16 protein-coding genes and 1 tRNA gene are annotated in these 17,976 nt (G+C 70.4%); 9 read left to right on the forward strand and 8 right to left on the reverse strand.

The genetic code is table 11. The features are described from left to right. Positions 1-277: 277 nt before the first annotated feature. Positions 278-994, reverse strand: a complete 717-nt coding sequence (locus ACZ3IL_RS10285) for a DUF5324 family protein (protein ID WP_467388569.1) — start codon at positions 992-994, stop codon at positions 278-280. Positions 995-1,166: 172 nt separating this feature from the next. Between ACZ3IL_RS10285 and ACZ3IL_RS10290 the strand changes: the two genes are divergently transcribed. Next, the gene (locus ACZ3IL_RS10290; protein ID WP_467388571.1) at positions 1,167-1,694 is read left to right on the forward strand and encodes a peptidylprolyl isomerase; all 528 of its coding nucleotides are present in this window, start codon (positions 1,167-1,169) and stop codon (positions 1,692-1,694) included. Between the two features lie 22 nt (positions 1,695-1,716). Further along, positions 1,717-2,580 (forward strand): rhomboid family intramembrane serine protease, encoded by an 864-nt coding sequence (locus tag ACZ3IL_RS10295; protein WP_467388573.1) that lies wholly within the window; start codon positions 1,717-1,719, stop codon positions 2,578-2,580. Positions 2,581-2,874: 294 nt separating this feature from the next. On the opposite strand, the gene crgA is transcribed toward ACZ3IL_RS10295, so the two are convergent. Further along, the gene (gene crgA / locus ACZ3IL_RS10300) at positions 2,875-3,129 is read right to left on the reverse strand and encodes a cell division protein CrgA (RefSeq protein WP_467388575.1); all 255 of its coding nucleotides are present in this window, start codon (positions 3,127-3,129) and stop codon (positions 2,875-2,877) included. A gap of 140 nt (positions 3,130-3,269) precedes the next feature. Between crgA and ACZ3IL_RS10305 the strand changes: the two genes are divergently transcribed. From ACZ3IL_RS10305 to ACZ3IL_RS10325, 5 genes are all read left to right on the forward strand, one after another. Beyond that, complete coding sequence (locus ACZ3IL_RS10305; protein WP_467388576.1) at positions 3,270-4,037, forward strand: DUF881 domain-containing protein; 768 nt, start codon at positions 3,270-3,272, stop codon at positions 4,035-4,037. Between the two features lie 107 nt (positions 4,038-4,144). Continuing rightward, positions 4,145-4,306, forward strand: a complete 162-nt coding sequence (locus tag ACZ3IL_RS10310; RefSeq protein ID WP_467388578.1) for a hypothetical protein — start codon at positions 4,145-4,147, stop codon at positions 4,304-4,306. Then, on the forward strand, positions 4,303-4,941 hold the full coding sequence (locus ACZ3IL_RS10315) for an aminodeoxychorismate/anthranilate synthase component II (protein WP_467388580.1): 639 nt from the start codon (positions 4,303-4,305) through the stop codon (positions 4,939-4,941). Before ACZ3IL_RS10310 ends, ACZ3IL_RS10315 begins: the two co-directional genes overlap by 4 nt. Continuing rightward, complete coding sequence (locus ACZ3IL_RS10320; protein ID WP_467388582.1) at positions 4,938-6,371, forward strand: class E sortase; 1,434 nt, start codon at positions 4,938-4,940, stop codon at positions 6,369-6,371. Before ACZ3IL_RS10315 ends, ACZ3IL_RS10320 begins: the two co-directional genes overlap by 4 nt. Before the next feature lie 37 nt (positions 6,372-6,408). Next, positions 6,409-7,083 carry a class E sortase gene (locus ACZ3IL_RS10325; protein WP_467388584.1) on the forward strand — a complete coding sequence of 225 codons (675 nt, stop codon included), beginning with the start codon at positions 6,409-6,411 and terminating at the stop codon, positions 7,081-7,083. 76 nt (positions 7,084-7,159) lie between these two features. Here ACZ3IL_RS10325 and pknB read toward each other — a convergent pair whose 3' ends face one another. The 6 genes from pknB to ACZ3IL_RS10355 all read right to left on the reverse strand — a co-directional run bounded on the left by pknB (position 7,160) and on the right by ACZ3IL_RS10355 (position 15,292). After that, positions 7,160-9,178, reverse strand: a complete 2,019-nt coding sequence (gene pknB / locus ACZ3IL_RS10330) for a Stk1 family PASTA domain-containing Ser/Thr kinase (protein WP_467388586.1) — start codon at positions 9,176-9,178, stop codon at positions 7,160-7,162. Positions 9,179-9,333: 155 nt separating this feature from the next. Continuing rightward, positions 9,334-10,800 carry a peptidoglycan D,D-transpeptidase FtsI family protein gene (locus ACZ3IL_RS10335; RefSeq protein ID WP_467388588.1) on the reverse strand — a complete coding sequence of 489 codons (1,467 nt, stop codon included), beginning with the start codon at positions 10,798-10,800 and terminating at the stop codon, positions 9,334-9,336. After that, positions 10,797-12,239 carry an FtsW/RodA/SpoVE family cell cycle protein gene (locus ACZ3IL_RS10340; RefSeq protein ID WP_467388590.1) on the reverse strand — a complete coding sequence of 481 codons (1,443 nt, stop codon included), beginning with the start codon at positions 12,237-12,239 and terminating at the stop codon, positions 10,797-10,799. The genes ACZ3IL_RS10335 and ACZ3IL_RS10340 overlap by 4 nt, the downstream gene beginning before the upstream one ends. A 26-nt stretch (positions 12,240-12,265) precedes the next feature. Next, positions 12,266-13,756 carry a Stp1/IreP family PP2C-type Ser/Thr phosphatase gene (locus tag ACZ3IL_RS10345; RefSeq protein ID WP_467388592.1) on the reverse strand — a complete coding sequence of 497 codons (1,491 nt, stop codon included), beginning with the start codon at positions 13,754-13,756 and terminating at the stop codon, positions 12,266-12,268. Between the two features lie 161 nt (positions 13,757-13,917). Then, positions 13,918-14,439: an FHA domain-containing protein FhaB/FipA gene (locus ACZ3IL_RS10350; RefSeq protein ID WP_467388594.1), complete on the reverse strand. Its 522-nt coding sequence runs from the start codon at positions 14,437-14,439 to the stop codon at positions 13,918-13,920. A 10-nt stretch (positions 14,440-14,449) separates the two neighbouring features. Beyond that, positions 14,450-15,292, reverse strand: coding sequence for an FhaA domain-containing protein (locus ACZ3IL_RS10355; RefSeq protein WP_467388596.1), 843 nt, complete (start codon positions 15,290-15,292; stop codon positions 14,450-14,452). Positions 15,293-15,770: 478 nt separating this feature from the next. Between ACZ3IL_RS10355 and ACZ3IL_RS10360 the strand changes: the two genes are divergently transcribed. Together ACZ3IL_RS10360 and ACZ3IL_RS10365 are read left to right on the forward strand one after the other, a co-directional pair. After that, positions 15,771-15,857 (forward strand) — tRNA-Leu (locus ACZ3IL_RS10360). Positions 15,858-16,186: 329 nt separating this feature from the next. After that, the gene (locus tag ACZ3IL_RS10365; RefSeq protein ID WP_467389277.1) at positions 16,187-17,956 is read left to right on the forward strand and encodes a sensor histidine kinase; all 1,770 of its coding nucleotides are present in this window, start codon (positions 16,187-16,189) and stop codon (positions 17,954-17,956) included. Positions 17,957-17,976 lie beyond the last annotated feature (20 nt).

Genomic DNA, 17,976 nt, shown 5'->3' on the forward strand with positions numbered 1-17,976 from the left:
CCCGGTGGAACTCCCCCACGCACTTCCCGACGACCTCCACGAACTCCCGGACGACCTCCCCTGACGCCTCCCCGACGAACTCCCCGACGAGAATCCCCGGTGTCCGCGGCGGTCCGGTGTCCCCGGCGGCCCGGCGCTTCCGGCGGTGCTCCCGGCGAAAAGGCCGGTGGAGCTTCCGGAGGGAATCCCGCGGAACCCTTCCTGGAAACGCCGCAGGAGCCCCGACCGGACTTCCGGCAGGACTCCCGCACGACCCCTCGACGGAAACTCCGTTCCGTCAGCGGCCCTTGTCGCGCTCGTCGGCCTCCGCCTCCGCGACTTCGGCTGCCGCGGCCTCGGCGGCCGCGGCCTCGGTCTCCTTGGCCTCCACCTCGGGGTCGAGGACGGACACGCTGCCGTCGACGGACGTCAGCACGCCGCTCTCCTCCACCTCGGTGGGCGCGGGCGGCTCGATCAGCCAGTCCGGGTTGGACTGCTTGTCCCACCACTTCCAGGCCGCGAACACGCCGCCGGCCAGCAGGCCGGTGATGACGAGCCCCTTGGCGAAACGCCCCGCCCCGGCCCGGCGCCGGTGCTTCTTGACGAGCTTCTGGATCTCCTCCGGCGTCACCTGACCGCGCAGCGCGGCCCAGGCGGCGGTGGAACGCGCCCCGGCCTCCTCGAGCACGGGACCGGTCGCGGCGACCGCGCTCTCGACGCGCGGGACGGCGTAGTCGGCCGCCTGACGGGCGACCTGGCGGGTCTTGACCGCCGCACGCTGTGCGGCCGCGTCGACCCGCGGCGGTACCCGCGGCGCGACGTGGGAGGCGTACTGCGACCTGGCCTGCCTGGCGGCCTTCGAGAGCTTGGGCGCGAGCAGTTCCCGCGCCTCGTGCGCGTAGTGCGTGGCGTGGTCCCTGGCCGTCTCGGCGTAGGGCGCCACCGCGTCGGCGGCGTGCAGGACGCTCTCCTTCGCCGAACCTGTGGCGGCGCGCACGCTGTCCATGCGGGTCACGGGATTCCTCCTCCTCGGTGGCGATGTCAGGTTTTCGCCTTTCCATCCTCTTCGGAATCATGCCCCTGGGATCGGGCTCCGGCATGCGGGGCGGGCATCCGGGGCATGCGAGGATCGGACGCGCCAGAGACAGTCATGACATGACGCGACCCGACGTGGACGGAAGACGACCGTGGCCGAGCAGCTGTACGCGATCCTCAAGACGAACCTGGGCGCCATCGAGGTGCGGCTGATGCCGTTCCACGCGCCGAAGACGGTCCGGAACTTCGTCGAGCTCGCGACGGGCGAGCGCGAGTGGACGCATCCCGCGACCGGCGCGGTCTCCAGGGACCGGCTCTACGACGGAACGGTTTTCCACCGGGTCATCAAGGACTTCATGATCCAGGGCGGCGACCCGCTGGGGGACGGCACCGGCGACCCCGGGTACGCCTTCGCCGACGAGCTCCACCCGGAACTCTTCTTCGACCGCCCCTACCTGCTGGCCATGGCCAACGCCGGCCCGGGGACCAACGGATCGCAGTTCTTCGTCACCGTCGCCCCCGCGACCTGGCTCAACCGCAAGCACACCATCTTCGGCGAGGTCGTGGACAAGGAGAGCCGGAAGGTCGTGGACACGATCGCCGCGACCGCGACCGACCCGCACACCGACCGCCCGCTCCAGGACGTGGTCGTCGAGTCCGTGGTGATCGAGAAGCGCTGAGGCGGAAGGGACGGAACCGCCCATGGAACCGCAGTCGGGCCTGCCGCGCTGCCCCCGTCACCCGGAGACCGAGACCGGCATCCGCTGCGCCCGTTGCGACACGCCGGTCTGCCCGCGCTGCATGGTCTCCGCCTCGGTCGGCTTCCAGTGCCCCGACTGCGTGCGCGGCGGTTCGGGGACGGGGCACGCCCCGGACGCCAACCGGCCGCGGACGCTCGCGGGCGGCCGGACGGCGGAGGACGGACGCCTCGTCACCAAGATCGTCATCGCGGTCAACCTGGCGCTCTTCCTCGCCGTCCAGGCGGTGGGCGACCGGCTCGTGGACGACCTCGCGCTCATCGGGTACGCGTACCTCCCGACCGGCGAACTGGCCGGGGTCGCGGACGGCGAGTGGTACCGGCTGCTGACCTCTGCCTTCCTCCACCAGGAGATCCCGCACTTCCTCTTCAACATGCTGGGCCTGTGGGTGATCGGCGGAATCGTCGAGCCCGAACTGGGCCGGCTCCGGTACGCGGCGCTGGTCCTGCTCTCCGGGCTCTCCGGTTCGGCGCTCGCCTACCTGCTCTCGCCGCAGAACCAGTTCTCGCTCGGTGCCTCCGGGATCGTCTTCGGCCTGATCGGCGCCTGGGTCGTCCTCGCCCGTCGCCGGCGGCACGACATGCGGCCGGTGATCCTCTTCGTGGCGCTGTCCCTGCTGCTGACCTTCACCCGGCCGGGGATCTCCTGGGAGGCGCACATCGGCGGCCTGGTCGGCGGCGCCCTGGTGACGTACGCGCTGGTGCACGCGCCCCGGTCCCGCAGGACCCTCGTGCAGTGCACAGCCTGTGGACTGCTGTTCCTGGTCGACCTGGGGATCGTGCTGGCCCGTTCGGCCGCGCTCACCTGAGCGCATCGGGCTGTGGACGAGCTTCCGGGAGAGCTTTCCCCAGAGTTATCCACAGTGTGTGCCGGGATGTTCCCGTTCCGTGGAGAACGCACGCACCCCCCGCCTTCGACCTGGGGTTTTCCCAGGGAGGCGAGGGGTGCGTACGGTTCTGTGGAGGAGGCGCGCAGTCATACCGGCGTCAAAGTTACGCGAGTTATCCACAGATCTTCTTAAGTTATCCAGTGCTGTGCACAACGCTGTGGATAAACTCGGGGGAGAGGTTGACGCGCGACCCGTGAGGGTGCTGGGCCGCCGCTACTTCCACTGCGTGGAGACGCCGAAACCGGCGGCGATGAAGCCGAAGCCGACCACGATGTTCCAGTTCCTGAGCGACTCGATCGGCATGGAACCGTCGGTGACGTAGAAGATCACGATCCACACCAGCCCGATGGCGAACAGCGCCAGCATCACCGGCGCCACCCAGCTGCGATTGGTCAGCTTGATGTTGGTGGCCTGCTTGGCGGGCGGAGGCGTGAAGTCGGCCTTCTTGCGGATACGTGACTTCGGCACGAGGGACTCTCCTGTCGATGCGCTGCGTGACCGCGCAGGGAACTGTGGCTGGCGCCGGGATGTGACGAAGGAGGACGGCTGCGTCCCCCGGGCGTCCGTTAGCGTAGTGGTTCCGCGGCACCGAAGGGGATCAGGGTACGTTGAGCAATTCCGCCGACTCTCCCGAAGGGCCGGGCCGCACCGCGAGGTGGCGCCCCGTCCGGCTGCTCACCCTTGCCGTTTTCGCCCTCGCCGGGCTGATCTTCGTCACCAGCTTCAACACCGCCAAGGGCACCAACCTCCGCACGGACACCTCCCTGCTCAAGCTCTCCGACCTCATCGAGGAGCGCAGCCACAAGAACGCGGGCCTGGACGAGACCACGGCCGCCCTGCGCTCCCGGGTCGACTCCCTCGCCGCCCGCGACGACGGCTCCACGCGCGCGGAGGACGAGAAGCTCGAAGCGCTCGAAACGGCCGCGGGCACCCGTCAGGTCTCCGGCTCCGGCCTCACCGTCACCCTGGACGACGCCCCGCCGAACGCCCACGCGGCCCCCGGCTATCCGGAACCGCAGGCCAACGACCTCGTCATCCACCAGCAGGACCTCCAGGCCGTCGTGAACGCCCTCTGGCAGGGCGGCGCCGAGGGCATCCGGGTCATGGACCAGCGGCTCATCTCCACCAGCGCCGTGCGCTGCGTCGGCAACACGCTGATCCTCCAGGGCCGCGTCTACTCGCCGCCGTACCGGATCACCGCCGTGGGTGACCGGAAGAAGCTGGGCAGGGCGCTGGCCGGCTCCCCGGCCGTCCAGAACTACCGGCTGTACGTCAAGGCGTACGGGCTCGGCTGGAAGGTGGACGAGCACGGGTCGGTGACCCTTCCCGGGTACGAGGGCACCGTGGACCTCCAGCACGCGAAGCCGGTGGACTGACCGGCGGTCCGGCCGGAGGCCGTCCACAGGCTTCGGACAGCGGCCCCCCGTGCCCCCGCCGCCCCGTACTCTGGTCCCCGTAACGAACGGAAGGGACGGTCGACGTCATGTACGGCTGGATCTGGCGGCATCTGCCGGGCAACACGTGGGTGCGGGCGCTGATCTCGATCATGCTGGTCCTCGTGATCGTCTACGTTCTCTTCCAGTACGTGTTCCCCTGGGCGGAGCCGCTGCTTCCGTTCAACGACGTGACGGTGGACGGCCAGTGAACGCGCGCATTCTCGTCGTCGACAACTACGACAGCTTCGTCTTCAACCTCGTCCAGTACCTCTACCAGCTCGGTGCCGAGTGCGAGGTCCTCCGCAACGACGAGGTCGGGCTGAGCCACGCCCAGGACGGTTTCGACGGCGTCCTCCTCTCGCCCGGACCCGGTGCGCCCGAGCAGGCCGGGATCTGCGTCGACATGGTCCGGCACTGCGCCGACACCGGCGTGCCCGTCTTCGGCGTCTGCCTCGGCATGCAGTCGATGGCCGTGGCGTACGGCGGAGTCGTCGGCCGCGCGCCCGAGCTGCTGCACGGCAAGACCTCGCCCGTCACGCACGAGGGACGGGGCGTCTTCGCCGGCCTGCCCTCGCCGTTCACCGCGACCCGTTACCACTCGCTGGCCGCCGAGCCCACCGCCCTGCCCGCCGAGCTGGAGGTCACCGCCCGGACCGGGGACGGCATCGTCATGGGCCTCCGGCATCGCGAACTCCCCGTCGAAGGCGTGCAGTTCCACCCCGAGTCCGTCCTCACGGAGCACGGTCACCTCATGCTCGCCAACTGGCTGGAGCAGTGCGGCGACAAGGAGGCGGTCGGCCGGGCGGCGGGGCTCGCGCCGGTGGTGGGCAAGGCCGTCGCATGACGGCGGGGACGCCGTGGCCCGGGGAAGCGCACGAGCCGGAGCGGCGGCCGATACCCGAGGACGGGTACGCGCCGGCCGACCCGTACGCACCGGCTCAGGCCGACCCGTACGCCCCGGCCGACCCGTACGCGGCTCCCGGGCCGCACCGGGCCGCCGACCCGTACGCTCCGGCCGACCCGTACGCCTCGGCGAACGCGTACGCGCCCGCGGACCCGTACGGGCGACCCGGCCCCCACGCGCCCGCGCCCGCCGACCCCTCTGTACCGGCCGGCCCCTACGCGCAGGCCGACCCCTACGCGCAGGCCGACCCCTACGCGCAGGGCGTCCCCTACACGCAGGGTGCTCCCTCCCCGCAGGGCGATTCGTACGCGCCGGCCGGCCCGTACGCCCGGGCCGGTTCCCACGCGCCCGCCGAGCCGTACGCGTACGAGCAGCCCGGTACCCATGAGGCGATCCCCCGGGAAGCCCCCTACGCGCCTCCCTACGGGGTCCGCGACGCCGAGGAGTCCCCGGAGGGCGATCCGGCCGGGACGATGGTCCTGGAGGCCGTCGAGGACCCCTCGGAACCGGACCCCGGGCCGGCCGCCGAACAGGCCCCCGGGCCCGGCCGGGCCGAGCGCCGCCGCGCCGCCAGGGGCGGCCGGCCCAGGGGCCGCCGGGGCGCGCCGTCCGCCGGGTCGCCCACCCCCGCGCGGCCGTCCGCTCCCCTCACCCGTACCGAGGCGCGCCGGGCCGCCCGCGAGGCCAAGGACGGCGTCGGCGTCATCGCCAGCCGGGCCGTCGGAGAGCTCTTCATCACCCTCGGCGTCGTCATGCTGCTCTTCGTCACCTACCAGCTGTGGTGGACGAACGTCCTCGCCGGCCAGGAGACCGACCAGGTCAAGGAACGCATCGAGGACACCTGGTCCAAGGGTCCGAAGGACGAGAACAAGCCGGAGGCCTTCGAGCCCGGCGAGGGCTTCGCCATCATGTACATCCCCAAGCTGGACGTCGTCGTCCCCATCGCCGAGGGCATCGACAAGGCGAAGGTCCTCGACAAGGGGATGGTCGGCCACTATTCCGAGGGCAGCCTCAAGACGGCCATGCCCTCCGACAAGCAGGGCAACTTCGCCGTCGCCGGCCACCGCAACACGCACGGCGAGCCCTTCCGGTACGTCAACCGCCTGAAGCCCGGCGACCCGATCGTCGTCGAGACCCGGAACACGTACTACACCTACGAGATGGCGAACATCCTGCCGCAGACCCCGCCCTCTAACGTGTCCGTGATCGAACCCGTCCCGAAGGGTTCCGGCTTCACCGGGCCCGGCCGTTACATCACGCTGACCACGTGCACGCCCGAATTCACCAGCACGTACCGCATGATCGTGTGGGGCCGGCTCGTCGAGGAGCGTCCGCGCAGCAAGGGGAAGCCGGAAGCGCTCGTAGGCTGAGCCCCCACACCTCCGGACGGGACGACAGGACGACCTAGTGGCACGCGCGCGCAACCGGATCGCCGGGCTCATCAGCCTCTTCGGCGAACTCCTCATCACGGCGGGCCTGGTGCTCGGCCTCTTCGTCGTCTACTCGCTGTGGTGGACCAACGTCCTCGCCGACCGCGTCGCCGACCAGGACGGCGCCCAGGTCCGCGAACACTGGGCCGACGCGCCCGGTGCGCTCGACACCCGGGACGGCATCGGCTTCCTGCACGTCCCGGCGATGGGCGGGGACGAGGTCCTGGTGAAGCGCGGCACGACCCCGGCCGTCCTCAACAACGGCGTCGCCGGCTACTACACCGACCCGTTCGCGGCCGCCCTCCCGCAGGAGAAGCAGGGCAACTTCACGCTGGCCGCGCACCGGGACGGGCACGGCGCCAAGTTCCACAACATCCACAAGTTGAAGACCGGGGACGCGATCGTCTTCGAGTCCAAGGACACCTGGTACGTCTACAAGGTCTACAAGATCCTTCCCGAGACCACGAAGTACAACGTGGACGTGCTCCGGCCCGTGCCGAAGGAGTCCGGCAAGAACCGCCCGGGCCGCTACATCACGCTGACCACCTGCACGCCCATGTACACCTCGGACCACCGCTACATCGTCTGGGGCGAACTGGAGCGCACGGAAAGGGTCGACCACGACCGCACGCCCCCGGCGGAACTGCGCTGAGACCCGCGCCCGCACACGGGAGAGCCCCGGCATCCGTCCTGGATGCCGGGGCTCTCCCGTGTGCGGGCGCGGCCGGTCAGCCGAACCAGCCGCCGCCGTTGCCACGGCCGTCGTCGCCGCCGTCGCCGGGCTTGTCACCACCGGGGTTCCCGCCGCCCAGGGTGAAGAGGGTGACGGCGGTACCGGTGTTGACCATCGAGCCCGCCGCCGGGTTGGAGTTGACCACGAGGGCGTCCTCCTTGTCCGAACCCTGCTGGGAGACGGACAGGCCCATTCCCTCGAGCTGCTGCTTGACGTCCTTGAACTTCTTGCCGCCGATGTCGACGGGGATCTGGACCTGGACCTGCTGCGGGCCCTTGGAGACCTTCAGCCGCACCTCGGAGCCCTGGGCGACGGAGGTGTCGCCCTGCGGGGTCTGCTCCAGGACCTCGTCCTTGGGCCTGTCGGAGTCGACCTCCTCGGTGACCACGGTGAAGCCGAGCTGCTTCAACTGCTCCTCGGCCTGCGCGCGCGGGTTGCCGACGACCCGGGGGACCGTGCTCAGCTTCTTCTTCGCGACGACGATGGTCACTTCGGAGTTCTTCTCGGCCTTGGTGTTGCCCTGGGGGTTCTGGCGCAGGACCGTGCCCGGCTCCTCGTCCGACTCCTCCTGCTCGACCTTGACCTTGAAGCCCTTGTTCTTCAGGCTCTCCTCGGCACGCGCCTGGGACTGCTCCTGGACGTCCGGGACCTCCTGGAGCGGGGCGCCCTCGGAGACGAACACCTGGACCGTGCCGCCGGCCTCCATCTGTGCGACGTCGTCCGCGACCGGGGTCTGGCGGCAGATGGTGTCCTTCGGCTGGTCGCACCGCTCGGTGCCGGCCTGCTGGACCTTCACCTTCGCGTTGACCGCGAGCTTCTCGGCCTTCTCCATCGTCTGGCCGACCAGCTGCGGGACCGTGACCTGCTGCGGGCCCTCCTTCTTGTCGGTGAGCGACACACCGATGAAGATCGCGCCGATGAGCACCAGGATGCCCGCGACGACCAGCAGGATCGTCGAGGTGTTCGACTTCTTCTGGCCGCCGCGACGCCGGTCCGGGCGGTCGTCGTAGCCGTAGCCGCCGTCGTTCGGGTTGACCGGCGGCAGCATGGAGGTCTGGCCGGCCGGGTCGGCCTGGCGCAGGGCGGTGGTCGGCTGCTCCTCGGGCGGGTAGCCGTAGCCCCCGCCGTACGCGGGCGTGCCCGCCATGCCCATGGCGGCGACGGCGGCGACCGGCTGCCCGTCGAGGCAGGCCTCGATGTCCGCGCGCATCTCGTCGGCGGACTGGTAGCGGTAGTCGGGGTCCTTGACCAGCGCCTTGAGGACGATGGCGTCCATCTCGGGCGTGATCTCGGAGTCGAAGTTGCTCGGCGGCTGCGGTTCCTCGCGCACGTGCTGGTACGCGACCGCGACCGGGGAGTCACCGATGAACGGCGGCCGGACGGTGAGCAGTTCGTAGAGGAGGCAGCCCGTGGAGTACAGGTCGGAGCGGGCGTCGACCTGCTCGCCCTTGGCCTGCTCCGGGGAGAGGTACTGGGCCGTTCCGATCACCGCGGCGGTCTGCGTCATGGTCATGCCCGCGTCGCCCATGGCGCGCGCGATGCCGAAGTCCATGACCTTGACCTGGCCGGTGCGCGTCAGCATGACGTTCGCCGGCTTGATGTCGCGGTGCACGATGCCGGCGCGGTGCGAGTACTCCAGCGCCTGGAGGATGCCGACCGTCATCTCGAGGGTGCGCTCGGGCAGCAGCTTGCGCCCGGAGTGCAGCAGCTCGCGCAGGGTCGACCCGTCGACGTACTCCATCACGATGTACGGGATGGAGACCCCGTCGACGTAGTCCTCGCCGGTGTCGTAGACCGCGACGATCGCCGGGTGGTTCAGCGAGGCGGCGGACTGTGCCTCACGGCGGAACCGGGCCTGGAAGGACGGGTCGCGGGCCAGGTCGGCCCGCAGCGTCTTCACGGCGACGGTGCGGCCGAGCCGGGTGTCCTGGGCGAGGTACACCTCGGCCATGCCACCACGGCCGAGCACCGAGCCCAGCTCGTACCGGCCGCCGAGGCGACGCGGCTCTTCCATAGCTAATCCAGCCCTCTCCGTCTGTCCCGACCGCACCCATGGGTGGTCCGGCGGTGTGTGCTGTCCGCGCATACGCTACCGGCCCCGGGCAGGCGTTCAGCCCGGGGCCGGAAGCCGATACCCGACCGGTACGTGGCACGTACCCGGTCCGGTGATCAGCTCCGGGTCTTCAGGACCGCCTTCATGACGTCCTTCGCGATCGGGGCGGCCAGACCGCCACCGCTGATGTCCTCGCGGTCGGTGCCCTGGGAGTCCTCGACGATGACGGCCACCGCCACCGGGGAGCCCTCGGCGGTCTTCGCGTACGAGATGAACCAGGCGTAGGGGCGCTTGGCGTTCTTCTCACCGTGCTGGGCCGTACCCGTCTTGCCGCCGACCTTCACGCCGTTCATCTTCACGTCGGCGTTGCCGCCGGTGCCGTTGGTGACGACGCTCTCCATCATCTGCTGGAGCTTCTGCGCGGTCTCCTGCGAGACCGGCCGGCTCAGCTCCTCCGGCTCGGTCTTCTTGATCACGTCGACGTTGGGGGCGCGCAGCTCGTCGATCATGTACGGCTTCATCAGCTTGCCGTCGTTGGCGATCGCCGCCGTGACCATCGCCATCTGGAGCGGGGTGGTCGCGGTGTTGAACTGGCCGATGGAGGAGAGCGCGTTGCTGCTGCGGTCGGCCTTCTTGTCGTAGACCGAGGCGACGGCGCGGACCGGGGTGTACTGCTCGGCGTTGAAACCGAACTTCTCGGCCATCTCGACCATCTTGTCGCGGCCGACGTCGTCGCCGAGCTTCGCGAAGACCGAGTTGCAGGAGATGTCGAGAGCATGCTTGAGGCTGGCGTTGGCACAGCCCGTCGCATGGTTGATCATGGGCGTCTTCGTGTTCGGGAGGATGTACGGCTCGGGGGTGTCGGTCGGCGCGTTGATGTCGCTGACCTTGCCGTTCTCGAGGGCGGCGGCAGCGGTGACGACCTTGAAGACGGAGCCGGGCGGGTAGATCTCGCGCAGCGCCCGGTTCTGCATGGGCTTGTTCTTGTCTTCCTTCAGCGCCACCCACGCCTTCTCGTCCTTGCGGGAGTAGCCCGCGAAGGAGGAGGGGTCGTAGGAGGGCGTGGACGCCATCGCGAGGATCTTGCCGGTCTTCGGCTCGATGGCGACGACCGCGCCGGTCTTGTTGCCGAGGCCCTCGAAGGCGGCCTTCTGCGCGGCGCCGTTCAGGGTGGTGACGACGTCGCCGCCCTTCTTCTTCTCGCCGGTGAACATGGAGAGGGTGCGGTCGAAGAACAGCCGGTCGTCGTTGCCGGTGAGGATGCCGTCCTCGAGCTTCTCGATCTGGCTGGCGTCGTAGGCCTGCGAGGCGTAACCGGTGACCGGGGCCCACATGGGGCCGTCGACGTAGGTCCGCTTGAACTTGTAGTACTCGTCCTTGGAGTCGACGGAGCCGGTGACCGGCTTGCCGTCGACGATGATGTTGCCGCGCTCGTTGGCGTACCGCTCGATCCGGACGCGGGTGTTCTTGGGGTGCGAGGTCAGCTCGTCGGCACGGACGAACTGCACCCAGTTGTCCCGCACGAGCAGGGCGAGGATGAGCAGGCCGCAGAAGATCGCGACCCGTCGCAGCGGCTTGTTCACGGGCGGACCACCTGGGTCATCTCGGCGTCGGGGGACGGGGCGGGCGCGGGCGCGGGACGGCGCGCGGTGTCGCTGATCCGGATCAGGATGCCGATCAGGGCCCAGTTGGCGATCACGGAGGAACCGCCGTACGCGAGGAACGGCATGGTCATGCCGGTGAGCGGAATGAGTCCCAGGACACCGCCGGCGACGACGAAGATCTGGAGGGCGAAGGCGCCGGAGAGGCCCATCGCGAGCAGCTTGCCGAAGGGGTCGCGGGCGGCGAGGGAGGTGCGGATGCCGCGCTCGACGATCAGCCCGTAGAGGAGCAGGAAGACCATCACGCCCGTGAGGCCGAGTTCCTCGCCGACGGTCGCGAAGATGAAGTCGGAGTTGGCCGCGAAGCTGATGAGGTCCGAGTTGCCCTGGCCGAGACCGGTGCCGAGGATGCCACCGGAGCCGAAGGACATCAGCACCTGGGTCATCTGGTCGCAGGCGTACGCCATGTTGGATCCCGCGGGCGCCGTCTCCAGGCACTCGAAGGGGTCGAGCCAGGCTGCCACGCGGGACTGGACGTGGCTGGCGAAGGAGCTCACGGCGACCGCTCCGCCGGCCGCCATCAGCAGACCCATGACGATCCAGCTCGTCCGCTCGGTCGCCACGTACAGCATGATCACGAACATGCCGAAGAAGAGCAGCGAGGTGCCGAGGTCGTTCTCGAAGACCAGGATGAGGAGGCTGACCGCCCAGATCGTCAGGATCGGGCCGAGGTCGCGGCCGCGCGGCAGGTAGAGCCCCATGAAGCGGCGGCTGGCCAGGGCCAGCGCATCCCGCTTCACCATCAGGTAGCCGGAGAAGAACACCGCCAGGACCAGCTTGGCGAACTCGCCGGGCTGGATCGAGAAGCCGCCGACCCTGATCCAGATCTTGGCGCCGAAGCTGTCCGTGCCGAGGCCCGGCACGAGCGGCAGCAGCAGCAGGACGAGGGAGACTGCCATGGAGATGTACGTGTAGCGCTGGAGGACCCGGTGGTCCTTGAGCAGCAGCAGTACGCCCACGAACATGGCGATGCCGATCGCCGAGTACATCATCTGGCTCGGGGCGTCCGGGCTGAAGCTCTTGTACAGCCGCATCGAGGTGGCAATCAGCCGCGGCGACTGGTCGAGCCGCCAGATCAGCACCAGGCCCATGCCGTTGAGCAGGGTGGCGAGGGGCAGCAGCAGCGGGTCGGCGTAGGGGGCCCACTTCCGCACCACCAGGTGCGCGACGCCCGCGAGGAGGGCGAGGCCGAGTCCGTACCCGAGCATGCCGGCCGGGACCTTGCCGTCGATGGCCAGACCCACGTTGAGGTACGCGAACACCGGGATGGCGACGGCGAACGCGAGCAGCGCCAGCTCGGTGTTGCGGCGGCTCGGCGCCTCGATGGCGCCGATGGTGGTCGTGTTGGTGACAACGCTCATGGTGGTGAAAGGCCCCCTACGGGTGCTTACTGCTTGCCGCAGTTCGAGGCCAGCTTCTGCTCCTCCCCGGTGAGGGTGGGACCGGGGGAGGGAGCGGCTGTGGTGGGCTTGGGGTCGGGGGTGGCGGTGGCACCGGGCTTCGGGACCGGCGGCTTGCTCGCCTGGTCGGCCGCCTTCTCGGCGGCGGCCCGGCGCTGCTCGGTCTTCTTGCACGCCGAGGCCTGCACGGAAAGTTCGGCGATCTTGGTCCTGGCCTTGCCGAGGCTGCCGCCCGCGATCGTGTCCTCGACCTGCTTCCGCTGGTAGGCGGGGAGGTACTTGAGTTCGATCTCGGGGTGGTCCTTCTCGAGCTTCGACAGCGAGACCCACGCCAGGTCCTGGCTGATCCCCTGGTACAGCGCCACGTGCTGGTCCTTGGAACCGACGAAGTACTGCGTCTGCGTCCAGCGCCAGCCGCCGTAGAGCCCGCCGCCGGCGATGCCGAGGACCAGGACCAGGAAGAAGGAGCGCTTGAGCCACTTGCGGCCCTTGCGCGGCTTGACGAAGTCGTCGTCCGTGTACGACTCGAAGGAGCCCTGCGGGGGCATGCCGCCGTAGCCGTCGCCGTCACCGCTGCCGGGCGGGCCGAAGCCGCCGGCCGGGGGCTGCTGGTGCGGCGCGGGACGGCCGAGCCCGGAGGCACGGCCGGCCGGGGTCTGCATGGCCCCGCCGTCGTTCAGCTGGGTCTGGTTCTCGGCGACCGCGCCCACGATCACGGGGGTGTCGTGGAGGTGACCGGCGAGGGTGTCGCCGCCGTCGACGTCGAGGACGTCGGCGACGATCACCGTGATGTTGTCGGGGCCGCCGCCGCGCAGCGCGAGCTGGATCAGCTCCTGCACGGTCTCCTGCGGCCCCTGGTAGCTGGCGAGGGTGTCTTCGAGCGTCTGGTGCGAGACCACGCCGGAGAGGCCGTCGGAGCAGATCAGGTAGCGGTCGCCGGCCCGGACCTCGCGGATGGAGAGATCGGGTTCGACGTGGTCGCCGCTGCCGAGCGCGCGCATGAGGAGCGAACGCTGCGGGTGGGTGGTGGCCTCTTCCTCGGTGATCCGGCCCTCGTCCACGAGCCGCTGGACCCAGGTGTGGTCCTGGGTGATCTGGGTCAGCAGGCCGTCCCGGAGCAGATAGGCGCGCGAGTCGCCGACGTGCACGAGACCGAGCCGCCGTCCGGTCCACAGCAGGGCGGTGAGCGTGGTGCCCATGCCCTCCAGCTGGGGGTCCTCCTCGACCATCATCCTGAGCTGGTCGTTGGCGCGCTGCACCGCCGTGCCGAGCGAGGTGAGGATGTCGGAGCCGGGGACGTCGTCGTCGAGGGTGACGAGGGTCGAGATCACCTCCGAGGAGGCGACCTCGCCGGCGGCCTGGCCGCCCATGCCGTCGGCGATGGCGAGCAGCCGGGGACCGGCGTAACCGGAGTCCTCGTTGCCCTCGCGGATCATGCCCTTGTGCGAGCCCGCGGCGAATCGCAGGGACAGTGTCATGCGCACCTGCCCTGTCGACGCTGCATCGGGGTACAGCCGGTCTCGACCCACACTGCCCACCCTCCGGTCGCTTCGGTCGCTCCGGTCGGGAGCGCGGCACGTCCCACGCCGGGGACCGTCCCGGCCCGCTCGCTCCGCTCGCGCCTATTCATGATGTAGCACTACTTCCGCAGCTCGATGACGGTCTTGCCGATGCGGATCGGCGCGCCCAGCGGAACCGGCGTGGCGGTGGTGAGGCGGGTCCGGTCGAGGTACGTCCCGTTGGTGGACCCGAGGTCCTCGACGATCCACTGGCCGTCCCGGTCGGGATAGATCCGGGCGTGACGGCTGGAGGCGTAGTCGTCGTCCAGGACGATCGTCGAATCGTGCGCCCGGCCCAGCGTGATCGTCTGTCCCTGGAGGGCCACGGTCGTACCGGTGAGGGTGCCCTCGGAGACCACCAGCTTGGTCGGGGCGCCGCGGCGCTGGCGGCCGCCCTGGGCGGGCTGCTGGCCGCGCTGCTGCGGAGGCGCGGCGTTCTGGCGCGTGGCCTGCTGGGGCCGTGTTTCCTGGCGTCGCGAACCGCGCTGGGTCACCCGCGTGCCGAAGAGGTCACTGCGGATGACCTGCACGGCCACGATGACGAACAGCCACAGAACGGCCAGGAAACCCAACCGCATGACCGTAAGGGTCAGCTCTGACATTGCCCCCGCTTCACCCTTCGGCTTGCCGGTAAACGATGGTGGTACTGCCCACGACGATCCGCGAGCCGTCGCGGAGCGTAGCGCGGGTGGTGTGCTGCCCGTCCACCACGATGCCGTTGGTGGACCCGAGATCCTGGATCGTCGAGGGCGTTCCGGTCCGGATCTCGCAGTGCCGGCGGGACACGCCGGGATCGTCGATCCTCACGTCCGCGTCGGTGCTGCGGCCGAGGACCAGGGTCGGGCGGGAGATCTGGTGGCGCGTGCCGTTGATCTCGATCCAGTGGCGCGTCTGCGCACCCGCGCCGGCGTGGGTGCCGGGGCCGGGAGCGGAGACACCGGGGCGGCCTCCGGGCGGCGGCCGGTGTCCGGCGGCGCCGGGAGGCGGCGAGGCGGGCATGGGCGGGGCGCCGGTCGGGGGGTACCCGTAGCCGTCGCGGCCCTGCTGGTGCTGCCCGGCGGGCGGCTGGGGCTGCGACGTGCTCGACGCCAGCGTGCGGCTGCGGACGCGGTACAGGCCGGTGTCGAGGTCCTCGGCCTTCTCCAGGTGGACCTTGATCGGTCCCATGAAGGTGTACCGCTGCTGCTTCGCGTACTCCCTGACCAGACCGGCGAGCTCGTCGCCGAGCTGTCCCGAGTAGGGGCTGAGACGCTCGTAGTCGGGCGTGCTCAGCTCCACGATGAAGTCGTTGGGGACGACGGTCCGCTCGCGGTTCCAGATCGTCGCGTTGTTGTCGCACTCGCGCTGGAGCGCGCCGGCGATCTCGACGGGCTGGACCTCGGACTTGAAGACCTTGGCGAAGGTGCCGTTGACCAGACCTTCGAGACGTTGCTCGAAACGCTTCAGGACTCCCATGGGGCACCTCCTCCGTCCTTGTCGTCCTGGTACTGCTCACTGATCGTATCCACGCGTCGGGAAATCGGCTGGTTCCCCTTCTCTGCCCTGTGGACGAGTGTCACCCCTCACAGGTTGCCCCCCGGGATCGTAAGGGCGGCCTGTGGACAGTGTCCCGCACCCGGCCGAGGAAGCGGGGGTTCGGTCCGGGGTCCGGGCGGTCCGTCCCCGTTCCTCCCGCTCCCTCCCCTGCCCTTCTCCGTCCTTCTTCCCCTCTCCCTCTCCGCTCGCTCCCGGCCTTCCCCCGGTCCCGCCCCTCCGCTTCTTCCCCACCCCTCCGCTGGGCCCTACCCCCGACCGTCCTTCTGTCACTCCCTGACCCTGGACTCCGCGAGCGGTGCCGAAACAACGGATGTGAATCCAAGGCTCGCGACGTGCTAATCTTCTGATGTCGCCAGGCGCTCGCACCGCAAGTGAGAGAGCCCGGAGCACACCCAATGCGCGGGTGGCGGAATAGGCAGACGCGCTGGATTCAGGTTCCAGTGCCCGAAAGGGCGTGGGGGTTCAACTCCCCCCTCGCGCACCAGGAGCATCGCTCCAGTAGTAACCAGGAGAAGGTCGGTACCGTCAAGACGGTGCCGACCTTCTTGGTTTTCCGGGCCTTGTGCGGCTCCTGCCTGCCCTTGCCCAGCCCTGGTGTGAGGTACTCCACAGGCAACAGGGCCTTCTCCGGCGGCGCTTCGGCGAGCGGGTGTCGGTGATTCCCCGGTGTCCCGGTGTCCCTGTGTCCTGGTGTCCCGTGCCCTCGGGGCGTGGGGTGCGGAGCCGTGGGGCGCGACCTTCGTCGTGGGCGGGCGAGACGAAAGGGGGAAGGCCGGGGGCGGGGCCCGTCCCTAGGGTGCGAGCGTGGACGCTATGCCGAAGTCGGAGAGCCGGAGCGCGTACGGGATCGGTGCCCTACTCGCCGCGGGGTGGGCCTGGTTCGCCGTGCCCGGGCAGTGGTCGGGGCGCAGGACCACCGGCGAGGTGGCGCTCGCCGTGGTCGTGGGGCTGCTGGGGGCGGGGACCGAGGAACTGCTGGGCGGCGAGGGGTGGTGGCTCGCCGGGGTCGCCGTCGGTGCCGCCGTCCTGTCGTTGCTGCGGCGCCGGCTGCCCGTGAGCGTGCTCGTCCTGACGGCGGCCCTCGCCCCCTTCGTCCCCGGGTTCGGGCCGCTGCTGCTCGTGGTCGGCTGGTCGGCCGGGCGGTACGTCGCGGGAGCCGGCCGGGCACTGGCGGCGTTCATCGCCGCCTACGTCCTCGACGTCGGGGGGACGCTCCTGGAGACCTGGGACCAACAGCGGCTCCTCACGGTCGCCTTCATGGGGACGCTCTACTACCTGGCGACCACCCTGGCCCCCGGACTCGCCCACCGTTACTGGACCCAGCGGCGGACCCTGCTGCACGCCCTCCAGGAGCGCAACGCCCAACTGCTGCGCGAGCGGGCCATGGTGGCCTGGCAGGCACGGCTGCGGGAGCGGCAGCGGATCGCCCAGGACATGCACGACAGCCTCGGCCACCAGCTGGCGCTGATCGCCGTGCACACGGGTGCCCTGGAAGTGGACCGGGAGCTGGGCGACCGCCAGCGCGAAGTGGTCGGCGTCCTGCGGAACGCGTCGGTGACCGCGATGCACGAGCTGCGGGAGGTCGTCGGGATACTCCGCGACGGCGCCGGGACGGCGGACGGGCCTTCCGCGCCCGTGCGGGCGGGGGACGGGACGGGGCGGGCGGCCCGGGGCATCGCCGGCATCGAAGGGCTCGTGGCGGCGGCCCGGGCGGCGGGGACCGAGGTCGGGCTGCGACGGGCCGGGGAGGAACGGCCGCTCGCGCCGGCGGCCGACCACGCCGCGTACCGGATCGTCCAGGAGGCCCTGACCAACGCCTACAAGTACGCGCCGGGGGCCCCGATCGGCGTCGAGCTGCGGTACGAGCCGGACACCTTCGTGGTGGAGGTCGTCAACGGGGAACCGGCGGACGGACCGGCGGAGGACGTGGTGAGCGGCGGGCAGGGACTGACCGGGCTCGTCGAGCGGGCCCGCCTGGTGGGCGGCATGTGCCACGCGGGCCCGGCCGACGGCGGCGGGTTCCGGGTGGCCGGGATGCTGCCGTACGGGGCGGCGCCGGTCGCGGAGGCCGCGCCTTTGGTCGACGCGGCCGACGACTTCCGGCAGCAGACCACGAAGCCGCTGGCGGGCGATGGTCGTCCGGTCGCGGTCGGACCGGCCGACTGGACGTTCACGGAGCGGGAGCTGGCGATGGCGGTGCGCGGGAACAGGAGCAGGGGCGGGGCGGTCGCGCTCGGTTGCGGGATCGCGTTCGCGGCGTTCGTCCTGCTCGTGGTGGCGGGCGGCTTCGCCCTCTACTTCCTGATGGGTTCGCTGAAGGACGGGATGATCGATCCCGCCGAGTACGAGGCGGTGCGGGTCGGAGCGGACGAACGGGAGGTCCGGGACCGGCTGCCGTCGGGCGAGACGATAGCCACGGCGGGCCTGGCGAATTCGGGGCCCGCGCGGCCGCAGGGGGCCGACTGCCTGGTGCTGATGTCCTCGGAACTGGGGGAGAACTTCGAGGAGGAACCCGTTTTCCGGTTCTGCTTCAAGGACGGCAAGCTGATCGAGAAGAAGTCGTACACGGTCGAGCAGAGATAGTGCCGACTGCTCGTACCGGA

It is taken from the genome of Streptomyces sp. NPDC014907 (assembly GCF_055562975.1).